Here is a 20,115-nt window from a genome sequence, read left to right on the forward strand (position 1 = left end):
AATGCGGAGGGCCCAAGGGCGCTCCGCTTTTTGTTGATAGAGGTTTCGTGCGCTTTAGAACTGGAAGCGCATGGCGAGCTGCGTACGCCGCGGAGCATACGCACTTGTTACCTGACCGAAGTCCGTGCTGCCCTCTGTCGTATCCACGTACGAACCATTCGGATGGTTCAGCACATCGAAGGACGACACTGAGAAACCCAGCGTCGGGCTCTTATCCACTTCCTTTGGCTGCAGCTTGAAGTCGTAGCCCCAGCGCAGATCCACGTCTGCGTAGTCCGGTCCGATCTCCGAGTTGCGCGGCACACCATCCGGCCGGGCATTGAAGAGGTCGGTACCGTACGCATCCGTTCCAGTGAGAATCGACCACGGCTTGCCGCTGTTCGCAAAGACGCCGACGCCCAGGTTCAGCAGATGCTGCGGATTGATGGCTCCATACACGCCGAACTTATTGCGCTGCTCCCACGAGGATGGGCCCCATTCCGCTTCAGGATCGCGCTGATTCTCCGGGAACCACGAGATGCCGTCGGTGTTGTTGCCGCTGTTGGCCAGCGTGTACCACGCAAAACCAGTAAAGCGCTTGTTGAAGCGGCCACGATAGTTGATGTCCAGCGCCGAACCGATCTGTTTGCCCTCGGACTGGATCTGCCTCAACTGCGAGATGTTGGGATTGGGCCGTGTCGTATAGTCCGGCCCCAACGGCGCGTTCTCATCGATCGAGCGATACAGTCCCGTCCAGCGGCTGATACGGCCACCAACCGAGACCACACCCTTCTCGCCGACCTTGCGCTCCAGCGTCAGGCCGTACTCCACATCATATGGCGTACGGATGCCCTGCTGTAGTTCCACATACGAGACCGGGAGCGTCGCTGTATCGATGCAATTTGTAATGGGATAGCAGAGCGTCTCCTGGTTCGACGAGAGTTCCATCAGCCGCCGCTTCGCATCCTGGTAGCGTGCGAGGTCGATAAGCGGACCCGATCCGCTGCGATCGAAGTAGACGCCAGCACCGCCGCGCAGCACCATCTCGTGTTTCTGATCCCACACCCAGGCGAACGAGATACGCGGAGAGAAGTTATTCGTATCTCCAGGGAAGGTCTGCCAGTCATAGCGAAGTCCCGGGGTCACCGAAAACCAGGGTTTCAGCTTGATCTGGTCCTGCACGAACGCGCCAACTTCCTGCTGGTGATAGACGAAGCGTGTCTGCCCGTTCGCCATGCTGAAGCCGGAAGGTACGCCGGCCTGCTGGTTCTCGATTGACGTTGCGATCACCGAACCATCCGCCGCATACGTCGGGCTGAAAGTATAGGTACCATCCTCGTTCGTCATGTCGTCGCGCACACGGCGACCGAAATGCGGCACATTCACACCGAACTTGAGCGTGTGCGGGCCTACAGTCCAGGTCAGCATCTCATTGGCGCGCAGATTGTATTCGGTGTTCAACTGATCGGCCTGGGCGCTGCCGCCGGTGTAGTTACCACTCACCACCAGCATCGGGCCTTCCTGCACATCCTTTACCGGGTCATAGCTGCGCTCGAGCGCCAGCGATGCCTCATTCAGCATGGAGCCGGAGACGATGTAGTTGTCATGGAGGGTCAGGTCGTCTTCACGCGTCTGCGTATCGTATCCGGCCTCGGGCAAGGTCTGGTTGCCGACGCCTGAGTTCGTGTTGTGCGCGTTCTGGAACGAATACATCACCGATGCGCTGTGGCTGTCGGTGAACTGGTGCCCGATCTTGATGGAGAACTCCGTATCCGTCGTCGGCGCCGGTACATTCTCGTTGTATACACCATCAGGATTCTCCGCCGTCGGGGCCACCGTCGCGTTCACCACGGCAGTCAGATCTTCCACCGCGCGGTTCAGAGAGAACAGGAACATGGTCGACTTCGAATGCGCCACCGGTCCAGTCAGGCTGCCCTCATAGATCTGCCGCTGCTCATAGGGCTTACTCGGCGAGAAGTCCTCCTGCGCATTCATCGCCGAATCACGGAAGGTGAAGTTGAACTCACCGTGGTAGGCATCGGCGGCCTGCTTGGTGATGATGTCAATCTGTCCGCGGCCCGGCCAGAAATACTGCGCAGAATATGGATCCTGGTTGATGCGCACCTCCTGCACCGCCGAGGGCGACACGAGAGCGCGGTTGGCCTCCATGCCATCCACCATCAGCCCCGAGCCCGATGTCCCCTCTGAGCCGCCGTCGAGAAAAGAACTCATCGCCGTAACGTAATCGTTGTCGAAGATGGGCAAATCCTTCATATCACTGGCCGACATCACCGAAGTGTTGCCATTGCTATCCGAGGACGTCAGATCCACCTGCGATCCGGCATTCACCGTCACCTGCTGCACCGCTTCCGCGACAGCGAGGGTGAAGCTGACGGGCGCGGCAGGCGTTGCGCTGCTGGTTACGGTCACGGTCTTTGTCGCCGGCTGAAAACCATTGATACTCACCTGCACGTTGTAATTTCCCGCGCGCGGAGCTTTCACCTGAAAGGCACCCGAGGCGTCGGTCGTTGTCTTGACCACAGTCGCGCCCGTCGCATCGGTCAGGTCGATCTCAGCCCCGGGAATGATCGCGCCCGAAGAGTCGGCTACGGTACCGGAAATCATCGGCTGATTTGCAGCTGCAGCGGCCGCTGCTAGAACGGGGTTTCGAGTCTGGGCAATGGCAGAAGAAGAGAGCAAAAGGAGAAGAACTATCGTCTGACGACTCACGGCAACCTCAGGCAGTAGGAGTAAAAGCAGGGTGAAATCTCACCCCGACTGGAATCGTTTCCATTACTGCCGATACCACACAGAAAATGAGCAGGCATCGACAACATGACATGTATCCGCAAACGCAGATGCGCATGCAGCGGTTAGCTATGGAATTGGATCTTTCGGTTGGCGCTCCAAAAATCCTGCGGCCCGGCAAACTACTATGCGCGCGCCTCTCGTCGTACCAGGGGGTTGGGGCGAGCTTTTAATGCTGAAGGGCTACGGTCCATTCTGATGCCGCATCGACCAGGCAATCAGAGGGGATGGATTCCAATGTATGTGACGAGAGCCCAAACCTGCAACCCAGCGCCCATGCCCCGGCGCGCCGCGCCGTCAATATATCCACATCGGAGTCGCCAATCATCAGTGTTTCCTGCGGCTTCACACCGGCCTCGGCAATCAGGGTGCGCAATCCTTCAGGATCAGGCTTCTTCGTCGCAAAGCTGTTCCCGCCGTAGATCTGGAAAAAATATGGGCTCAGGCCGAGCGCCTCGCAGATGGCAACCGCCGGATTGACCGGCTTGTTGGTCAGCACCGCCATTCTGCGCGGTGAACCTTCCGGCATTGTCTTCAGTTCTTCGAGAGAGGCAAAAACACCGTCGTAGACATAGGTGTGATCCAACTTGTGCTCGCGGTAGTAGTCAAGAAAACGCCGCAACCCGTCTTCGACCAGAGCCTCGTCGTCCGGATCGCCCAGGGCGCGACGCACCAGCATCCCGGCGCCATCCCCGATATAGGTCGCGATGATCTCTTCCGGCAACTCCTGCCGACCCAACTGTGCCAGCATCGCATTGACAGAGGTAGCAAGGTCTTTCTTCGAATCGATGAGCGTCCCGTCCAGATCGAACACAATCAGGCGGATCTGCTCTGCAGGCAGCGCATTCCGAATCTCCAGCATGTTTTGAGTGTAGACGGGAGCCCCCTATCTGGAGAATGCGAGGCCTGGGGCATCCAGCTGGTTCGTTGCCCAGAGAGCGCGCAAACCTCAGCTCGCAACCGGAGGAAGCAGAGGCCAGGCGATCCGCCCTGCTCACAGCAGCTAGAGCCTGTTAGGGACTAAATCTGTTGCTTCTTCCAGCGCCCCCCACGAAACAGCACCATGCTCGCTGCCGCCATCGCCGCTTCCGCAATCACGATGGAGAGAATCGCCCCCTGCGAGTGCATACGCGTGTGCGTGGCCAGCCACCAGCCCAGAGGCAGTTCCAGCACCCAGAAGCCGAAGAAGTTCACGATGGTCGGCGTCACGGTATCCCCTGCCCCATTGAAAGCCTGGAGCATCACCATGCCATACGCGTAAGCGATGTTGCCACAGCTCATGATGCGCAGGGACATCGCCGCCAGTGGCACGACCGCCGGATCGTTCACAAACAGCCGCACCACCGGTGCCGCAAATACGATAAAGAACAGTCCAATTACGCCGAGGAACACCATGTTGTATAAGCCTGTCCGCCACACAGCCTGCTCGGCGCGGTCCGGATGTCTGGCGCCAAGGTTCTGCCCTACCAGCGTTGCCGCGGCATTGCTCAGACCCCACGAGGGCAGGATGAAGAAGATCACGATGCGGATGGCAACGGTATACCCCGCCACCGCTGCCGCGCCAAAGAGCGCGATAATCCGCACCAGGCCGATCCAGCTCGCATTCGCGATCGTGAACTGCAGCATGCCAGTCAACGAAACACGCAGCAGCCGCCACAACACTCCTGCATTGATCCGAAGATGCCGTGCCAGCACATGAATCCGCTCGGTGCCTTTTAACAGCCGATAGAACTGATACAGCACGCCGATGCTTCGTCCAGTAAAGGTCGCCAGCGCAGCCCCCGTCACACCCAAGCCATGGAACGGCCCGATACCAAAGATCAGCAGAGGATCGAGGATCAGGTTCAGGATGTTCGAAACCCACAGGAGACGCATCGCGATCGCCGCATCGCCGGCGCCGCGGAAGATGGCGTTATTCAGAAAGAGCAGGATGATCGCCCCGCAACCACCCAGCGCGATCCGCGCATATCCAGAACCGATGGCCACAATCGCAGGGGAAGCCCCCAGCAGCGCCAGCAGCTTCGGCGCATAGATCCCTGCTGGAATACCCATCGCCAGCGAGACCAGAAGCCCCAGCGCAATTGCCTGCACACCCGAGATCGCCGCGTCTTCAGGATCTTTCTCGCCGATGCGCCGCGCGACCATCGCTCCGGTTGACAGAGAAAGCCCCATGCCCACGGCAAAGACCAGCGCCAGCATCGACTCTGTCATGCCCACCGTGGCCACGGCATTGGCACCCAGCCGCCCAACCCAGAAGACATCCACCACCGCAAACAGCGATTCGAGGACCATCTCCAGCACCATCGGAATTGCCAGCAGCAAAATGGCGCGGTTCAGACTGCCTGCCGTAAAGTCCTGGTGCGATCCCCGCAACGCCTCGCGCACCGCGGCCCAGACTCCAGTGGAAGGCGCGGTTGTGGATATGTTGTCCTGCGAAGGATTCATAGCCCGATTTCCTGTCTCTCCAAGATATGCTGTAGCCCATGGTGACACGCTTTTCTCTCGGGCTCTTTCTCTCTGCTTGTGGACTCGTGCTTCCGGCCGCGGCGCAAGCACCGCCGCAGGGTCTCCACTTCCCCACAAACGAAGAACTGCGTCACACCCGCAGCATGGCCCAGCCGCGCCTCTCGCCCGACGGCCGCAGCGTGCTCCTCACCGTCACCGACTCCACCGCCGATGGCGCCCGCAGCCACCTCTGGCTGGTCGACATCAAGCAGAACACCGCCCGCCAGCTCACCTTCACCCCGGCCGGAGAGAAGCGCGGCGAGAACAACGGCCAGTGGATGCCGGACGGCGACTCCATCCTCTTCCTTGCGCATCGCGGCGAGCACACGCAACTCTATCGTCTTTCCATGGAAGGTGGCGAGGCCCGCGCCTACGACCTCAAGATCACGCCGACTGTCGACACCTCGAAGCTGCCGGACGCTATTCCGCCCGCCAAGACGGATGCCGCAAAGCCCGATACCGCCGATAAGCCTGAGCAGATTCCCCTCGACGTGGAAAACTACAGCCCGTCACCCGACGGCCGCTGGATCGCCATTCTTGCGCACGATCCGGAAACGCCTGGCGAGAAAAAAGCGCACGATGACAAGGCTGACGCTGTATGGGTCGATCACGATCCTCATGGCTCGCGTCTCTATCTTCTCGATCCCGAAAGCGGCAAGCTCACACCCGTCTCCGTTGCGCCCGATGTCGACTCTGTAGCCTGGGCCCGCCAGTCCGACCGCATCCTGGCCGTGGCCCGCGGCATGAACAACGCCGGCGACCTTGGCCCCGATGCGTCCTCATGGCTCGTCTCTACCGGCGACCCCGATCATCCTCGTAAGCTCACCCAGCTTCCCGCCACGGTGGAAGGAGCTATCTGGTCCGACGACGGCAAGCATCTCTACTTTATGGCGCAATCCGCTGCCGACGCCCCTCCGGGCTACAGCGATCTTTACAGTTACAGCTTTGACGACAGTTCCATCAAAAACCTTACCGGCGGCTACAGCGGCAGCCTCGCTCACCAGTTGCCGATTCAGGATGACAGCCGACTCCTCGTTCCCGTCCAGACCGGCACCCGCATCGGCGTCCTTCGCCTCAACCCCGACTCACCGGCCGACAAGCAGGAGCCGGTCAAATTCGACACTGCCACGGTGACAAATCTCGACACCAATGACCGCCGCAATGGCTGGGTCTGGCTGGGCTCTTCCAGCACACAACCCATGACCCTCTTTTACGCTGAAAAACTGAGTCGCAGCGCGCACGCACTCAACGCGCCCACGCTCATGCCGGCTGCCTGGCCACAGGTACAATCGCAGCTCGTAAGCTGGAAGAATGAGGGCCTGACCATGGAGGGACTCCTCTATCTGCCGCCAGAGGCTGCGAACAGGAAGGTCCCGCTCATCGTCGATGTTCACGGCGGCCCCACCGGCGCCTTTGAAGATGCCTACTACCCGCTCATCGAGTTTCTACTCGGCCAGGGATGGGCTGTCTTCCGCACCAACCCCCGCGGCTCCACAGGCTACGGAGCCGCCTTCGCTGCTGCGAATAAGAACGACCTTGGAGGCGCCGACTATCGCGACATTATGAGCGGTGTCGATACCGTGCTTGCCCGCTATCCGCTCGATACCTCGCGCATGGCTTTGATGGGCTACAGCTATGGCGGCGAGATGGCCGGCTTTGTCGAAGGCAAGACGACACGCTTCAAGGCTATTGTCAGCGGTGCGCCGGTCATCGACCAGAACAGCGAGTACGGCACCGAATCCGGCTCCTGGTACGACCGCTGGTTCTACGGCAAGCCGTGGGAGCACGAGGCCGACGCCTGGCGGCAGAGCCCGCTCTCAGGCGTCTCCCATGCCAAGACACCGTTCCTGCTGCTGCAGGGCGAAGCAGATACGACAGACCCACTTGGCCAGAGCCAGGAGATGTACCGCGCTCTCCGCCAGATGGGGGTACCCGTCGATATGGTGCAATACCCGCGCGAGAACCATGGACCGCTCGCCAACGGCATCTTCGGCAACCCCAGCCCCGAACCCTGGCATGGCTTCGATGGCCGCCAGCGCATCGTGAAGTTTTTCAAGACCGCGTTTGGAGAATGAAATCCCCCTGCATGCAAAGCAACGCTGTTCTACACGCAAGACGCATCCTGTCATCTCTGCTGGCTCTGATGTGCCTTTTAGCGGTGACAGCTTGTTCGCACCACACACAGCCGCTCCCTGCGGGAGAGCAGGCTGACCACATCGTAATTCTGAAATCGCAGCACCAGATGGTTCTGATGACCCAGGGAAAGCTGCTCAGAACCTATCGCGTCGCTCTCGGCCGGGCAAGCGGTAACAAAGAGCGGCGAGGGGACCATAAGACGCCATTAGGGCACTATGTGATCGATCAGAAGAACGCACAGAGCCGGTTCCACCTAGCGCTGCACGTCTCCTATCCGAATGCAGCCGACCAGCAGCATGCCCGTGAAGCCGGTGTCGATCCGGGAGATGCCATCCTGATCCATGGCGTGAGAAAGCAATTCGCGTGGCTGGGCTCGCTACAGCATGACATCGACTGGACCGATGGCTGCATCGCCGTAACCAACGATGAGATGGATGAAGTCTGGAAGCTGGTTCCCACGGGGACTCCGGTGGATATCGAACCTTAGCCACAGACAGGACTGGCTGGCACATCTTATTCCCGACTCCGCCGCATCCACGCATCTATAGAGAGCCCATCGAACCGCCGCAGACCCAGCAGCGCCGCATATACCAGCCCATAGAGAAGCTGGATGGATGCGGCCTGCCAGTCCTGAATGAGCGAAGAACCGAAGGTCAGCACCATCATCCATACCATGGCCGCCACCAGCGTGGCACGCGTGCGCAAGCCGATCAGCAGCAGCGCGCCAAGGATCATCTCCACCGGCGGCAACACGGAGAAGAAAAGCTGCGTCAAGACAGGTGGAAGCACGCTGTGCGCAAACTCCGCCTGCATCTTTCCACTAAACGCAGAGGCACCGCCAAGAATGCGGCTCGCCCCGTGCATCAGCAGGTTTAAGCCGGCAAGCGCACGGAGCAGTCCATAAGCCAGCTTCTCGTCAGCAATTCCCTTCTCTCTGGCCATGCTTCCTGTCTCCTGGATCACAATGCCGCGAGCGGCGAGCTAGACTACCGCCGAAGCCCGTGCCAGTGCACGCTTCAGCACCACTTCGAGCGCGGCTTTCTGCTCCTGGTATTCGGCCTCGGATAAGCGTCCAGCGAGCCGTTCCGTCTCGAGTGCGAACAGCTCCTCCTTTAGGCTCGCCAGCAGCGGATCGGCGACACCGGCAGCAGGCTTTACTCCTGCGGCAGGCATGGGTGTAGGCACCAGCGGCGAGGGCTCTCCCAACACCGGAGCATCTGCCGGCTTCCCACGCAGAAAGAACGCCGCCGCCATCACCAGCAACAGTCCCAGGCCGCTCAGTATCCACCACTTATATTTCTGCAGCGGATCGGGCGTGTCGATCGGCGCGCTCATCCCACCGCCCGGCCTCGTATCGGCCTCTGGCGATGCAGACTGCTGGCCATTAGCATCGCTGCCGTCCTGCTGCTGCGCTTCACGCGGCATCACGCCTTCGCCGGATACCGTAAATGCCAGCGTCTGGCCCTGCTTAAGACCACGCGCGAGATATGTCTGCGCTCCCTGCTCCACGTCGGCTGCCGTAAATATCGTGCCGCCATCGAACTTCATCGTCTTGGGCAGGATCACAGCAAAATTTGCTGTCGGCAGGGCCGGCTTCGGCGTGAATTTGTAACTGCCGCTGTACGGAATCGTATAGCCTACCTGGAAGCGCGTTTCTCCCGGCCTTACCGGAAAGACAAAGGCATAGTTTCCGGGCTCTCCTGTGGGCATGGGCGAGGACGCCACCGGCATACCCTGCGGCCCCATTGCCGCCGAAGACTGAATCTTCGCTTCCGCCGGCAGCGTGATGGGATACGCATCCTTACCGAATTGCGTCCGCGGCGGCTTCGACTCGTTCTTCACAAAATAACTCTCTACCACCTGCATGCCTTGCGGACCAGCTTCAATCCGCATCACATCCGCCTCGGTGCTCACACCTTCCACCTTCGGCTCCACGTCATAGACATCCACATCCACGACGGTTTTGCCCGGCTGCACCGGCTCAAAGTAATTGGCTTTCTGGTGATCCACGCGGATCAGGTGCATCCCATTGTCCGGCACATCGATGCTGTAGTGACCGGTGCCGTCCGTCTTCGTTCGCCCGGCCTCCTGCATCCCCTGCCCGAAGCCGATCAGGACCACGTCGTCGCCCGCTGCAGGCTTGTTGGTCGTCTTATCTGTCACCATACCGGTTACAGTTGCGGCAGAAGCCGTCATCCCGGCAAAGAACACCACCGCCAGCGCAGCTGTATGCTGCACGCCCAGGAAAGCCTTCATTTTCCCCCTCATTCTTATCGAGCCTGCGCTTCCAGCACTTCCATCTCGGCGATCACCTCGGCCGCCTCATTCTCAAGCACAGCCTGTTGCGCCGCATAGTCCTCTTCCACGAACTTGCCCGAGCGGTACTCGAAGTTCAGATCACGCAGGTTCTCGTAGAGCACGTCCTTGCGCTCGCGCAGATACTCGAGGCGCGTCTTCTGCCGTTGCGCGGCCACATTCCGTTCCGGATAAAACACGTACCCCAGCACGCCTGCCAGCAGCAGGCCACACGCCAACAGGATCATAACTCGGTCTCCCGCCGCACCCGTTCACGGATGCCCTCGAACTGCTCGGTCCGCACAGGAACCGGCTTCATTGCTGCACGCCTGCGCCACCGTCGGATCAGCACCACCGTCCCGCCCATCCCCAGCAGCAGAAGCAGCGGCGGCATGATCCACGCCAGCATATTGAATCGCGTGAACATGGGCGCTGCAAGGATCGTAGGTCCATACTTAGCCTGGAATGCCGACAGGATGGCCGTATCGCCATCGCCACGCCGAATATCGGCACGCAACTCTTCGAGCATCGGTCCCGAGTCCGGGCAGCCGAAATGATTGCACTCGATCAGGACCTGCCCGCAGCCACAGGCGCACATCATCTTGTGGCCCAGATCATTCAACCGCGAGCCATTATCCGCCGCTCCCATGGTGAGCACCGCGAGCACGGCAACCAGCACCGCAGCGCCTGCACGGCGCCGGATCGTAGTAACCGCACGCATCAATCGCCTCCCGAAGCAGGCACTGCGCTGGCTACTGAATCAGAAGCAACTGCTTTGACGCGGTTCGACGCAAAGGCTGCCGTCATATTCGGCATCAGCGCCACGGCTGTCCCAAAGACGATGATTCCCACGCCGATCCAGATCCATGCCACAAGCGGATTGAGGAACACTTTGATGATCGGGTTCCCCGTATCCGGATTCTTGGCCTCGTAGATCACGTAGAGATCCCAGGCCAGCGTCGAATGGTTCGCTACGATCGTCGACGGCTGCTGGCTTGCCGAGTAGAACCGTTTCTCCGGTGACACCTGGAAGAGCTTCTTATCGCCGTGATAGACATCCAGCAGCGCGTATTCGCTGTCATAGTTCGGATTCGTATCTTGCGAGAAGCTCTCGCATTCGAGGCGATACGGACCGATATAGATGTTCTGCTTGTAGGTCAGTTCCTGCTCACGCGACAGGTTGAATGCCTGCCCTGAGATGCCGATGAAGATCACCACGACGCCGAAGTGCACGATGTAGCCACCGTAGCGCCGCGTATTGCGCCGCGTCAGCTGCACCATCGCCGCAAACAGATTCGAGCCCGTATGCCGTGCGATCACACGCGCGCCACGCAGAAACTCCGAGGCGATTGCCGTCACCACCATAGCGCCGATGGTGAAGGCAAAGAAGGCATAGAACGAACCCTGCTGATCCGTGGTGAAGATTTCCCACGGATGTACTCCGCAGGAGATGACGACCACCGCCATCACCAGCGCCGCAATCACCGGCAGAACAAAGTTCTTGCGGATGCTCTTGAACGAGGAGTTGCGCCACGCCAGCAGAGGTCCGATGCCGGTGAGAAACAGCAGGAAAATGCCAATCGGTACCGCGACGCGGTTATAGAACGGCGCACTCACGGTTACGCGATTGCCCTGCACATACTCGGAAAGCACCGGAAACAGCGTGCCCCACAGCACCGTGAAGCAGGCGGCCAGCAGTACGAGGTTGTTGAAGAGGAAGCTCGACTCGCGCGACACCAGCGACTCCAGCTTGTTCTCCGTCTTCAGATGATCGCGGTTCAGGATATAGGTGAAGAGGCACACCGCCAGCACGATCACCAGGAAGGCCCAGAACCAGTTCCCGATCGACGACTGCGCAAAGGCATGAACTGAGCTCACCAACCCCGAACGCGTGAGCAGAGTCCCCAGGATCGCCAGCAGGAAGGTGGAGAAGATGAGCCACACATTCCAGGTCTTCATCATGCCGCGCTTCTCCTGCATCATCACCGAATGCAGAAAAGCAGTGCCCGTAAGCCATGGCATCAGCGAGGCATTCTCGACCGGGTCCCATCCCCAGTAGCCGCCCCAGCCCAGCACCGCATAGGCCCAATGCGCGCCCAGGAATATACCGCAGGTGAGGAAGAGCCATGTCACCATCGTCCAGCGCCGCGTGATGTGGATCCACTTCTCACCCGGATAGCGCATCATCAACGCGCCCAATGCAAAGGCAAACGGCACAGCAAAGCCCACATAGCCGAGATAGAGCATCGGCGGATGAATCACCATCTCCGGATACTGCAGCAGTGGGTTCAAGCCGAAGCCGTCCTGCGGCACGTTGCCGGTCACCAGCGAAAAGGGCGGCGCGGCAAAGTTGATCAGCAGCAGGAAGAAGACCTGCACGCCCGCGAGAATCGTCGAGGCGTACGCCGTCAGCTTCACGTCTACCTTGTGGCGGATACGCAGCACAAAGCCGTAAGCCGCCAGCAGCCAGGCCCACAACAGCAGCGATCCCTCCTGCCCGGACCACAGCGCGGCAAACTTATAGGGAGCCGGCAATGCGCGGTTCGAATGGTGCAGGATGTAGGAGACGGAAAAGTCGTTGGTGAACGCAGCCCACACCAGCGCAACGGCGGCTGCCGTGGTTGCGAAAAAGGTGCCAATCCCCGCACGCCGAGCCGTCTCGGCCAGCCGTTCCGGGGTAACGCGTGCACGTGTGCCTGTAGCCAGCTGTCGCAGCGCAACCGCACCGGCCAGCAGGTTATAAGCACTCAGCGCGAGGGCAAGCAGAAGGGCGAAGCTGCCGAATGTAGGCATGAGTGGACCACTCATTGTCTCAGACCGCACTCCGCCTCAGCAACGAGGACTGGCCGTCCCGACACTCGCGCCTTCGGCGCAGTCATACCGCTACATGGGATTTGGGCGCTCTGCTGCTCGCGGTCAATGTAGCTGTATCGATAGAAAGGGAGACGGTGTGTCAGCTCAAGGAGCGGTTCTACGAAAACTTACTTAGGCCGATTGCCGATAAGGGGTATCGAGCAGGGATGTGACCAGGGCGATCAGCATATCCGGGGGAAAAGGCTTGATCCGATAAGTAACATTCAGACCGGCGTAATCGTTTTCCGCATCCGTCATGCCACTGAGCACAACGACGGGAATTCCGATGCCCCGTTCGCGCAATGCATGCACGAATTCCGGGCCCATCATGCCCGGCATGCAGTGGTCGGTGATGACCAGAGACAAAGAGGAACGGAACTCCTCTGCCTCGAGCATTCCAAGCGCCTGGGCAGCGCCTGAAGCAACTGCGACTACCCGTCCTGCTCGTTCCAGGATCGCCTTGCGAGTCGCCGACTGGACGGCATTGTCATCCACAATTAGGACTTCTGCTGAACTCATGCGCTGCGATGACTTCCCAGGCTGAACAGGTATGACCTCTACTGTTCTACACCTTGTCGATAAAGGATGCTATTCGTTTTGCTGGGGTTGCCAGCAGTGTCCGGAAGATATACCCGCTTCCTTGTCAGAGCTGAAAAGAACATTGCCCGTCAAAGAAAAGGGACAGCCGAATTGGCTGCCCCTTTAGTGTTTGTTATTGAAAAATTAGAAGTTAACCTTGCCAAACACCTGCAGGACGCGTCCGCCGACACCCGCCGACTGGAACGAGCCGTAGGGGCTGGTCGGAGGCGCCACGATGCTGCCGCTGCTGCCGATGCTGCCGGCGCCCACGTCATTTGCAGGGTTGGAGAAGTTCGGGTGATTGAAGACATTGAAGCCCGATGCACCAATCTGCAGGCTGTACGCTTCGGCATTAATAAACTTCTTGCTGAGCGTCCAGTCCGAATCGGCATAGTGCGGGCCATAGAAAGAATTACGACGGACATTGCCGAAGCCTGTCTGTGTCGATGCCGTCTCGAACTGCGAGACAGATAGACAAGGCGTTACGATGCCGTTGCCGTTGCAATTATGGTTCAGCACCGCGCCCGGCACTGCCGCCGCGAGCACCTGGTCTTCACCGGACACCGGGTAAAAGTCACCCGCGACCAATGAGCTGTCCACGATTGAGAACGGAGATCCCGTGCGCCAATAGGTCTTGCCCGAGAACAACCACCCTCCGGCCACCGAGTTAATCAGGAAGCTGCGGCCCTTGAAGCGCGGCATCTGATAGACATAGTCCGCCGTGAAGTTATGCCGATAATCGTAATCTGCATTCGAATAATTGAGATGAGAGACGCTGTACGGCGACACCATCTCGTTGATGGACTGGAGATTGTAATACTCACCCAGGCCGCCGTTCGATACGTCGTCCAGCGCGTGGCTGTACAGATAAGTCAGGTTGAGCGAGAGCCCATGCGAATCGATATGCTTCCAGGTAACCGAACCGCCGTTGTAGTTCGAGTTCGCTTCGTTCAGATACTGGTTCACAGCATTGAAACGAGCATCCGGAGCCGAGGTCGGTAGTCCCCCGAAGCCGGTGGACGAAGAAGCATTCACTAGCGGGTTCTGGATAATCTCGTCATAACCCTCGTTACCCACGTAGCTGACGATTACCGCGTCATACCGACCAACCTGACGCTGCACCTGCAGGTTCCACTCCAGGTACTTCGGGTTACGCCAATGCTGCGGTGCCACGTTAAAGCTCGGGGGAGAGAACGGAACTCCAATCGCCGCCAGAGCAGCGGTCATCTGTGCCGCCGTCTGCCCGCTGCTGAAACCTGACTGCAGCAGAGAGTTCGACTGAGCCGCGTAGTAGCCCGCACTCGTCGTCGAAGTGGAAGGAGCCACATCACCGGAGGTTACCGTTGCCTCATACAGCGACGGGAAATTCTGCGCGAAGCCGTCAAGGAAGGTTGCCGCCGGCAGATCGCTGAACAGGCCGACACCGCCGCGCACCACCGTGCGGCCATCGCCGTTCACATCATAGTTAAAGCCGAATCGCGGCTGGGGAACGACCGACTCGATGCTTGCAAACGCATGCGATAAACCGCTATTGATAGCCTGGTTGTATGCGCCATCGGTCGAGCTGCCCGGGAAGGTGCCGTTATAGCTGGCAAAGCAGTTGTTATTGCACAGCGGATTGCCGGTGCGATCGAAGCGAATGCCCAAAGTGGTATGCAACCGCGGCGTCGCCTGCCACTCATCCTGCAAATACGCACCCAGGTTGTAGAGCGCCAGATAGGCCGTCGACTTCTGAGGGAAATTCTGGATGTAGTAGGACTGATTGCTGCCGTAGGACAGCTGTCCCTGCGCGAGGTTCGTCAGCGACAAGAAATCGTAGTATCCGTTCGTCAGTTCCTGCGCGTCATAGTCGGAGAGGTCATCGCGGCGGAAGTCATAACCGAAGCGGAAGGTGTGCGCACCCTTCGTCCAAGTCAGATCATCCACAAACTGGTACTGTGTCACATTACGGCCCTGCGGGAAGTAGTACGGCACACCCAGCGAACCGAAGGCAGATCCGGCATTGATCGCGCCGTCAGAGAAACCCCAGTATGTCGGGAACTCGGAGAGCGACTGCGACAGGTTGGAGGGACCAAAGTAGGCGGTATACCAGTTTGCAGCAAAGATGAACTGATTCGTCAGGTGTGGATTGAAGGAGATGGTGTCATTCAGCTGGCCTTCGTACGCGGGCTGCGACGAGATCGTATCGAAATCCGGGCTCACAAAGCTGGTATAGGTCGGCTGGGTGCCGCGATCCATCTTGAAACGGCCAAACAGCTTCTGACGATCGCTGATGTTCCAGTCGACGCGTGCGGTAAAGAGATATTCCTTATTGGTCGCCGAGGCCGAACCAACCGCTGCGTTCTCGCACGAAACTGTCGTGCCAAAATCACCCGTACCGGCGAAATTGCCGCAGCCAAGAGCTCCACTCGAGTCCTGCAGAGGACCGCTGCCCGTAGTCACCGCAACAGCGTTCTTCGCCGAGGGCGAAGCGTTGTACAGGGCAAAGGCCTGCTCGTACATCGGAAGCGCATCGGAAGGCACATTGGCCAGCATGTAGTTCTGGAATGCGGTGGTCGGGAAAACAGCATATCCCGATGCGGGCAGCACGTAGTGCAGGCCTTCGTAGTCCGCGAAGAAGAAGAGCTTGTCCTTGATGATTGGGCCGCCCACGTTCGCTGCCCATTCGTTCGACACCGCCTTCTGGCGGCCTTCCCCGGCATAGTTGCGGAACCAGTCATTCGCGTTCAGCACATCGCCGTTATAGAAGTAGTTGAGCATACCGTGGAAGCGGTTAGAGCCCGACTTCGTTGTGTAGTTCAGAATGGCGCCGGCAGCACGTCCATATTGCGCGCTGTAGCCGTTCAGCACCACGCTGGCCTCGCTGATCTCGCCCTGACCAAGCGACAGATTCGAAGAGCCGGAGTTGTTCAGATTCAGGAAGGGATCCTGGTCGTCAAAGCCGTTCAGCACATAAAGGTTCGAAGTGCCCGGAAGGCCATCGGCGCTGAAGTTACCGTAAGAACCGCCCGCATTTACCGCAACGCCGGGGACGGTGAAAGCCACCGTCGTAATGTCACCGCCCGGAGCCGGCAGGTTCTGTACCTGCTGCTCGGTGAAGGTAGTAATCAGAGCCGGCGACTGAGTATCCGTCAGCTGCGCCGCCTGCGCCGAAACCGTCACCGTCGTGTTCTCACCGGCCGGACTGACCGTCAGATCCGAGGTCGCTGTCTGTCCAATTGTGACCGCCACAATGGTCTTTCCAGAGGCAAGCCCCGTGTACTTGGCGCTGATCTCATAGCTCGAGGGCTTGAGCAGCGGAGCGGAGAAACGTCCCTGTTCGTTCGTGGTCACGGTGAGGGTCGCGCCGGTTGCGGTATCGCGCACGGTAACCGAGGCACCTGGGACAACCGCCCCGGAGGTATCAGCAACCACACCTACCAGCGCGCCGGTGGTCCCGGTCTGCGCGAAAAGGCTTGCCGGTGCAAGCACCATTCCCATCAGCAGAGCGACTGCGAGAGTAAAGACAGCTTTCAAAGAGCGTTGCGGGCAGATCTTCATGCCAGAGGACATTGCAATTGTCATACCTTTTTGCCATTCCGCATTTACCATTCGTTAACATATTCATCGCAAATGAGTTGTTCTCCAGGTGACTCTGCCAGAATGACGATTTCGTAACGCAACCCCTTCATCTCCATACTGTTAACGGAAATGAAAATACAAAAAAACGTAGGCCCGGGAAAAGCGCTGCCCTCTTCACGTTGCGGCGTGGAACAATAGCTAAGCTATGGATACGCCCGAGCCGAAGGAGCGGGCCTGGCTATGAACACCCTCAAGACCGCCTTTCTGCTGACTGCCCTCACCCTTCTGCTGGTATTGCTTGGCGAACATTTTGGCGGCCGCAACGGTATGGTCCTGGCCTTCCTGGTCGCCGCCGGGATGAACTTCTTCTCTTATTTCTTCTCCGACCGTCTGGCCCTGAGCATGTATCGGGCCCAGCCCGTCACCCGCGAACAGCTGCCGCGGGTCTATACCGTCGTCGAGCGGATGACCCAGCGGATCGGGCTGCCCATGCCCAGGATCTATGTAATCCCGTCGGACTCGCCGAACGCCTTCGCCACCGGACGCAACCCGCAGCACGCCTCGGTAGCTGTAACGCACGGCATCCTGAACCTCCTCAACGATGAGGAACTGGAAGGGGTGTTGGCGCATGAGCTGGGGCATGTGAAGAACCGCGACATTCTGACCAGCTCCATTGCCGCAACCCTGGCCGGCGCGGTCACGATGCTGGCTCGCATGGGCTATTGGGCCTCGCTCTTCGGCGGTTATGGAGGCGGGGGACGTGACCGCGAGCGTGGCGGCGGAATTGGCGCTCTCCTGATGCTGATCCTGGCTCCGATTGCGGCCATGCTGGTGCAACTGGCCGTCTCACGCTCTCGCGAATATGAGGCGGACGCAACAGGGGCGCACATTACCGGCAATCCCCATGCGCTGGCCTCGGCGCTCGAAAAGCTGGAAGCCTACTCGAAACGGCTGCCCATGGAGGCCTCGCCCTCGACGGCACACCTGTTTATTGTTGCGCCGGTCATCAGTGCGCGAGACCTAGGCAACCTCTTTTCGACCCATCCACCGATCGCAAAGCGGATCGAGCGGCTGATTGGCCGCCCGAGCCTTTATGGCGGTCCGCGATCCTAGCGCTGCCCGCTTCGGATTCCAATAAGGGGCAATCCGATCGGCATCTACACGAACAAAGCAACCTTCTATAGAGCGTTCTAAAATCTATATCGCTCTATAAAAGGATATTAAGGACCCTGCGATCGATGAAGACTATTATCCGCACCCTGATCCTGCTGCTGATCGTCATGTGGCTCGGCGGGGTGATGTTCTTCCCCATCGTGGCTGCTACTGCCTTCGGAACGCTTTCCGACACGCATGCTGCCGGGACCGTCGTTGCCCATTGCCTGCGCATTCTGCATGAAGAAGGTCTCTTTGCAGGCGCGGCCATTGTCGTGCTGCTGATTGCCGGACAGGTAACACGCGCACTCCCTCGCCCGGGAGCAGCGTCGGTCGTCGTCACCCTCATCATGCTCGCCCTCACCGCCTTCTCACAGTTCTGGACCATTCCCCAGATGGAGAAGGACCGCATTGCCGTGGGCGGCGCGATTGACGACGTTCCCGCGACAAACCCGTACCATGCGGATTTCAACCGGCGTCATGCCCTCTCCGAGAAGACGGAAGAAGGCGTGCTGCTGGCCGGTATCGTACTTGTGGTGCTGCTCTGCCGCGAGCCGAAGACGGTGCGCGGCTAGGCCGCGACAAAGAGACGATTGGCTCCACCCAACCAAGTCCTGGTTTGAGATTGAGGCATCCTCGGCCCGCAAGCAGTTTCTCCGCAAAAGAATAGAGCGACAGAAATCGCTGTTATGATGAACGATTGGGTTCAGCCCGGATTTTGTACTGACTGAACCCTCTTCGATTTCAGATCATGCTGCTCTCGCTCACGCTCGGATTGATTGCTGCGCTTGCCGATGTGCTCGGCGGGCTGGTGCTGGTGCGCCGTCACTGGGAGAAGCGCTACCTGCGCTACTTCGTGGCTGTGGGTGCTGGATTCATGCTGTCGGTCGCCATCCTGGAGATGACTCCGGAAAGCCTGAAATTTTCGCCGACGTGGTCGCCAGTGCTCATTCTGGCCGGATACTGCGCGATTCACCTGCTCGAGCACACCATCACGCCGCACTTCCATTTTGGCGAAGAGACGCACCACCACGAGCTTTCGGCGCACACCGGCTATTCGGTGCTGACCGGCCTTGCGATTCATGCGCTGTTCGACGGTGTGGCCATCGGCTCGGGGTTTGTGCTTTCAAGCTGGCTGGGCTGGCTGATCTTCTTCGCCGTGTTCCTGCACAAGATGCCCGAGGGTTTCACCGTAGCCTCAGTGATGCTGGCCTCGGGACGAAGCCGCCGGGCAGCGCTGGTCTCGGCTTCCGTCCTGGCATTGACCACCGTGCTCGGAGTGCTGGTCATCAACCTGCTACCGCGCTGGGTCGAGGCCGGACTACCGCTCTCCGCGGGTGTTTCCATCTACGTCGCGGCGACGGATCTTGTGCCAGAGGTCAATCGTGAACCGGGTATCCGTATGGCGCTGGTCTTCTTCGCCGGGGTCGCGATGTTCCTGCTTATCAAGCTGCTGATTCCGCAGATTTAGCTGCCGCGCGGGACTGGCCGTCCAGGCCTTTTGCCTTAGGCACCCGCTCCCGCTGGTCGCGAGCTGTGAGCTTGTTCTCTCAAACAGAGAAGAACCAAGGCGCCTATCAGGAGTCTTACTTCTGCCGCTCTTTCCACATCTTGTAGAGCCCCCAGGCGGCGATGGTACAGACATCCTGAATCGTGCCATCCATCATCATCTGCTCGAATTCGGCGACGGTGGCGGTCTTGAGGACCAGGTCGTGCTCTTCGGGGTCCGGCTCGGTCTCTCCAGGGGTGAGGCCGGTGGCAAGATAGACGTGCTGCTTCTGCTTCGCGAAGCCATAGGCGATCCACATGCTGCCCAGGTAAATCATGGTATCGGCGACCAGGCCGGTTTCCTCGCGCAGCTCGCCGCGCGCCAGCTCCTCGGGATCGACACCCGCCTGCTCCCAGCCCCCCTGGGGCAGTTCGAGGGCACGCTCCTGAATGGTATAGCGGAACTGCTCGATGAGATAAACGGTATCGCCTTCAAACGGCAGAATGACGGCGCAGTCTTCCTTGTCCACCACCCCATAGATGCCGGGGACACCGTTCGAGCGCTCGATCTGGTCCTCACGGACGCTGAGCCAGTGATTGCGATAAACCTCACGGGTACTGAGGGTGCGAATGCTCAAGGGAGAGTTTCTCCTCGCAGAAAAATAGACCAGCCAGCCTCATTTTCCCATGGGAGTGCTGCGGGACTGGCCGTCTGGGCCTTTCGCCTTCGGCACCCGCTCCCGCTGGTCGCAGCGTGAA

At 59.5% G+C, this 20,115-nt stretch carries 16 protein-coding genes; 5 read left to right on the forward strand and 11 right to left on the reverse strand.

The features are described from left to right. Positions 1 to 54 precede the first annotated feature (54 nt). The 3 genes from ESZ00_RS13525 to ESZ00_RS13535 all read right to left on the reverse strand — a co-directional run bounded on the left by ESZ00_RS13525 (position 55) and on the right by ESZ00_RS13535 (position 5,232). Entirely contained in the window at positions 55 to 2,604 is a 2,550-nt protein-coding gene (locus ESZ00_RS13525) for a TonB-dependent receptor (protein WP_129208775.1), read from the reverse strand. Positions 2,605 to 2,956: 352 nt separating this feature from the next. After that, entirely contained in the window at positions 2,957 to 3,649 is a 693-nt protein-coding gene (locus ESZ00_RS13530) for an HAD-IA family hydrolase (RefSeq protein ID WP_129208776.1), read from the reverse strand. A 158-nt stretch (positions 3,650 to 3,807) separates the two neighbouring features. Next, complete coding sequence (locus tag ESZ00_RS13535; RefSeq protein WP_129208777.1) at positions 3,808 to 5,232, reverse strand: MATE family efflux transporter; 1,425 nt, start codon at positions 5,230 to 5,232, stop codon at positions 3,808 to 3,810. A gap of 38 nt (positions 5,233 to 5,270) precedes the next feature. Between ESZ00_RS13535 and ESZ00_RS13540 the strand changes: the two genes are divergently transcribed. Next, a complete protein-coding gene (locus tag ESZ00_RS13540; protein WP_129208778.1) occupies positions 5,271 to 7,367 on the forward strand; it encodes an alpha/beta hydrolase family protein in 2,097 nt (698 codons plus the stop codon). A 68-nt stretch (positions 7,368 to 7,435) separates the two neighbouring features. Then, complete coding sequence (locus ESZ00_RS13545; protein ID WP_268235307.1) at positions 7,436 to 7,915, forward strand: L,D-transpeptidase family protein; 480 nt, start codon at positions 7,436 to 7,438, stop codon at positions 7,913 to 7,915. 26 nt (positions 7,916 to 7,941) lie between these two features. Here the strand turns inward: ESZ00_RS13545 and ESZ00_RS13550 are convergent, their stop codons facing one another. From ESZ00_RS13550 to ESZ00_RS13580, 7 genes are all read right to left on the reverse strand, one after another. Further along, entirely contained in the window at positions 7,942 to 8,370 is a 429-nt protein-coding gene (locus tag ESZ00_RS13550) for a DoxX family membrane protein (RefSeq protein ID WP_129208780.1), read from the reverse strand. A 39-nt stretch (positions 8,371 to 8,409) separates the two neighbouring features. Next, the gene (locus ESZ00_RS13555) at positions 8,410 to 9,684 is read right to left on the reverse strand and encodes a carboxypeptidase-like regulatory domain-containing protein (RefSeq protein ID WP_229741273.1); all 1,275 of its coding nucleotides are present in this window, start codon (positions 9,682 to 9,684) and stop codon (positions 8,410 to 8,412) included. 14 nt (positions 9,685 to 9,698) lie between these two features. Further along, positions 9,699 to 9,971, reverse strand: a complete 273-nt coding sequence (locus tag ESZ00_RS13560) for a hypothetical protein (protein ID WP_129208781.1) — start codon at positions 9,969 to 9,971, stop codon at positions 9,699 to 9,701. After that, positions 9,968 to 10,444: a cytochrome c-type biogenesis protein CcmH gene (locus tag ESZ00_RS13565; RefSeq protein WP_129208782.1), complete on the reverse strand. Its 477-nt coding sequence runs from the start codon at positions 10,442 to 10,444 to the stop codon at positions 9,968 to 9,970. The genes ESZ00_RS13560 and ESZ00_RS13565 overlap by 4 nt, the downstream gene beginning before the upstream one ends. Then, positions 10,444 to 12,516, reverse strand: coding sequence for a heme lyase CcmF/NrfE family subunit (locus ESZ00_RS13570; RefSeq protein ID WP_129208783.1), 2,073 nt, complete (start codon positions 12,514 to 12,516; stop codon positions 10,444 to 10,446). The genes ESZ00_RS13565 and ESZ00_RS13570 overlap by 1 nt, the downstream gene beginning before the upstream one ends. Positions 12,517 to 12,708: 192 nt before the next feature. Beyond that, positions 12,709 to 13,095 (reverse strand): response regulator, encoded by a 387-nt coding sequence (locus ESZ00_RS13575; protein ID WP_129208784.1) that lies wholly within the window; start codon positions 13,093 to 13,095, stop codon positions 12,709 to 12,711. A gap of 204 nt (positions 13,096 to 13,299) precedes the next feature. Continuing rightward, complete coding sequence (locus ESZ00_RS13580; RefSeq protein ID WP_164981512.1) at positions 13,300 to 16,719, reverse strand: TonB-dependent receptor; 3,420 nt, start codon at positions 16,717 to 16,719, stop codon at positions 13,300 to 13,302. A 237-nt stretch (positions 16,720 to 16,956) separates the two neighbouring features. Here ESZ00_RS13580 and htpX point away from each other — a divergent pair, with 237 nt between their 5' ends. The 3 genes from htpX (at position 16,957) to ESZ00_RS13595 (ending at position 19,339) form a co-directional block, all read left to right on the forward strand. Beyond that, a complete protein-coding gene (gene htpX, locus ESZ00_RS13585; RefSeq protein WP_129208786.1) occupies positions 16,957 to 17,829 on the forward strand; it encodes a zinc metalloprotease HtpX in 873 nt (290 codons plus the stop codon). Positions 17,830 to 17,954: 125 nt separating this feature from the next. After that, the gene (locus tag ESZ00_RS13590) at positions 17,955 to 18,443 is read left to right on the forward strand and encodes a DUF4149 domain-containing protein (protein ID WP_129208787.1); all 489 of its coding nucleotides are present in this window, start codon (positions 17,955 to 17,957) and stop codon (positions 18,441 to 18,443) included. Between the two features lie 176 nt (positions 18,444 to 18,619). Beyond that, positions 18,620 to 19,339 (forward strand): ZIP family metal transporter, encoded by a 720-nt coding sequence (locus ESZ00_RS13595; RefSeq protein WP_129208788.1) that lies wholly within the window; start codon positions 18,620 to 18,622, stop codon positions 19,337 to 19,339. 115 nt (positions 19,340 to 19,454) lie between these two features. On the opposite strand, the gene ESZ00_RS13600 is transcribed toward ESZ00_RS13595, so the two are convergent. Beyond that, complete coding sequence (locus ESZ00_RS13600; protein ID WP_129208789.1) at positions 19,455 to 19,994, reverse strand: NUDIX domain-containing protein; 540 nt, start codon at positions 19,992 to 19,994, stop codon at positions 19,455 to 19,457. Positions 19,995 to 20,115 lie beyond the last annotated feature (121 nt).

It is taken from the genome of Silvibacterium dinghuense (assembly GCF_004123295.1).
Classification (GTDB): Bacteria; Acidobacteriota; Terriglobia; order Terriglobales; family Acidobacteriaceae; genus Silvibacterium; species Silvibacterium dinghuense.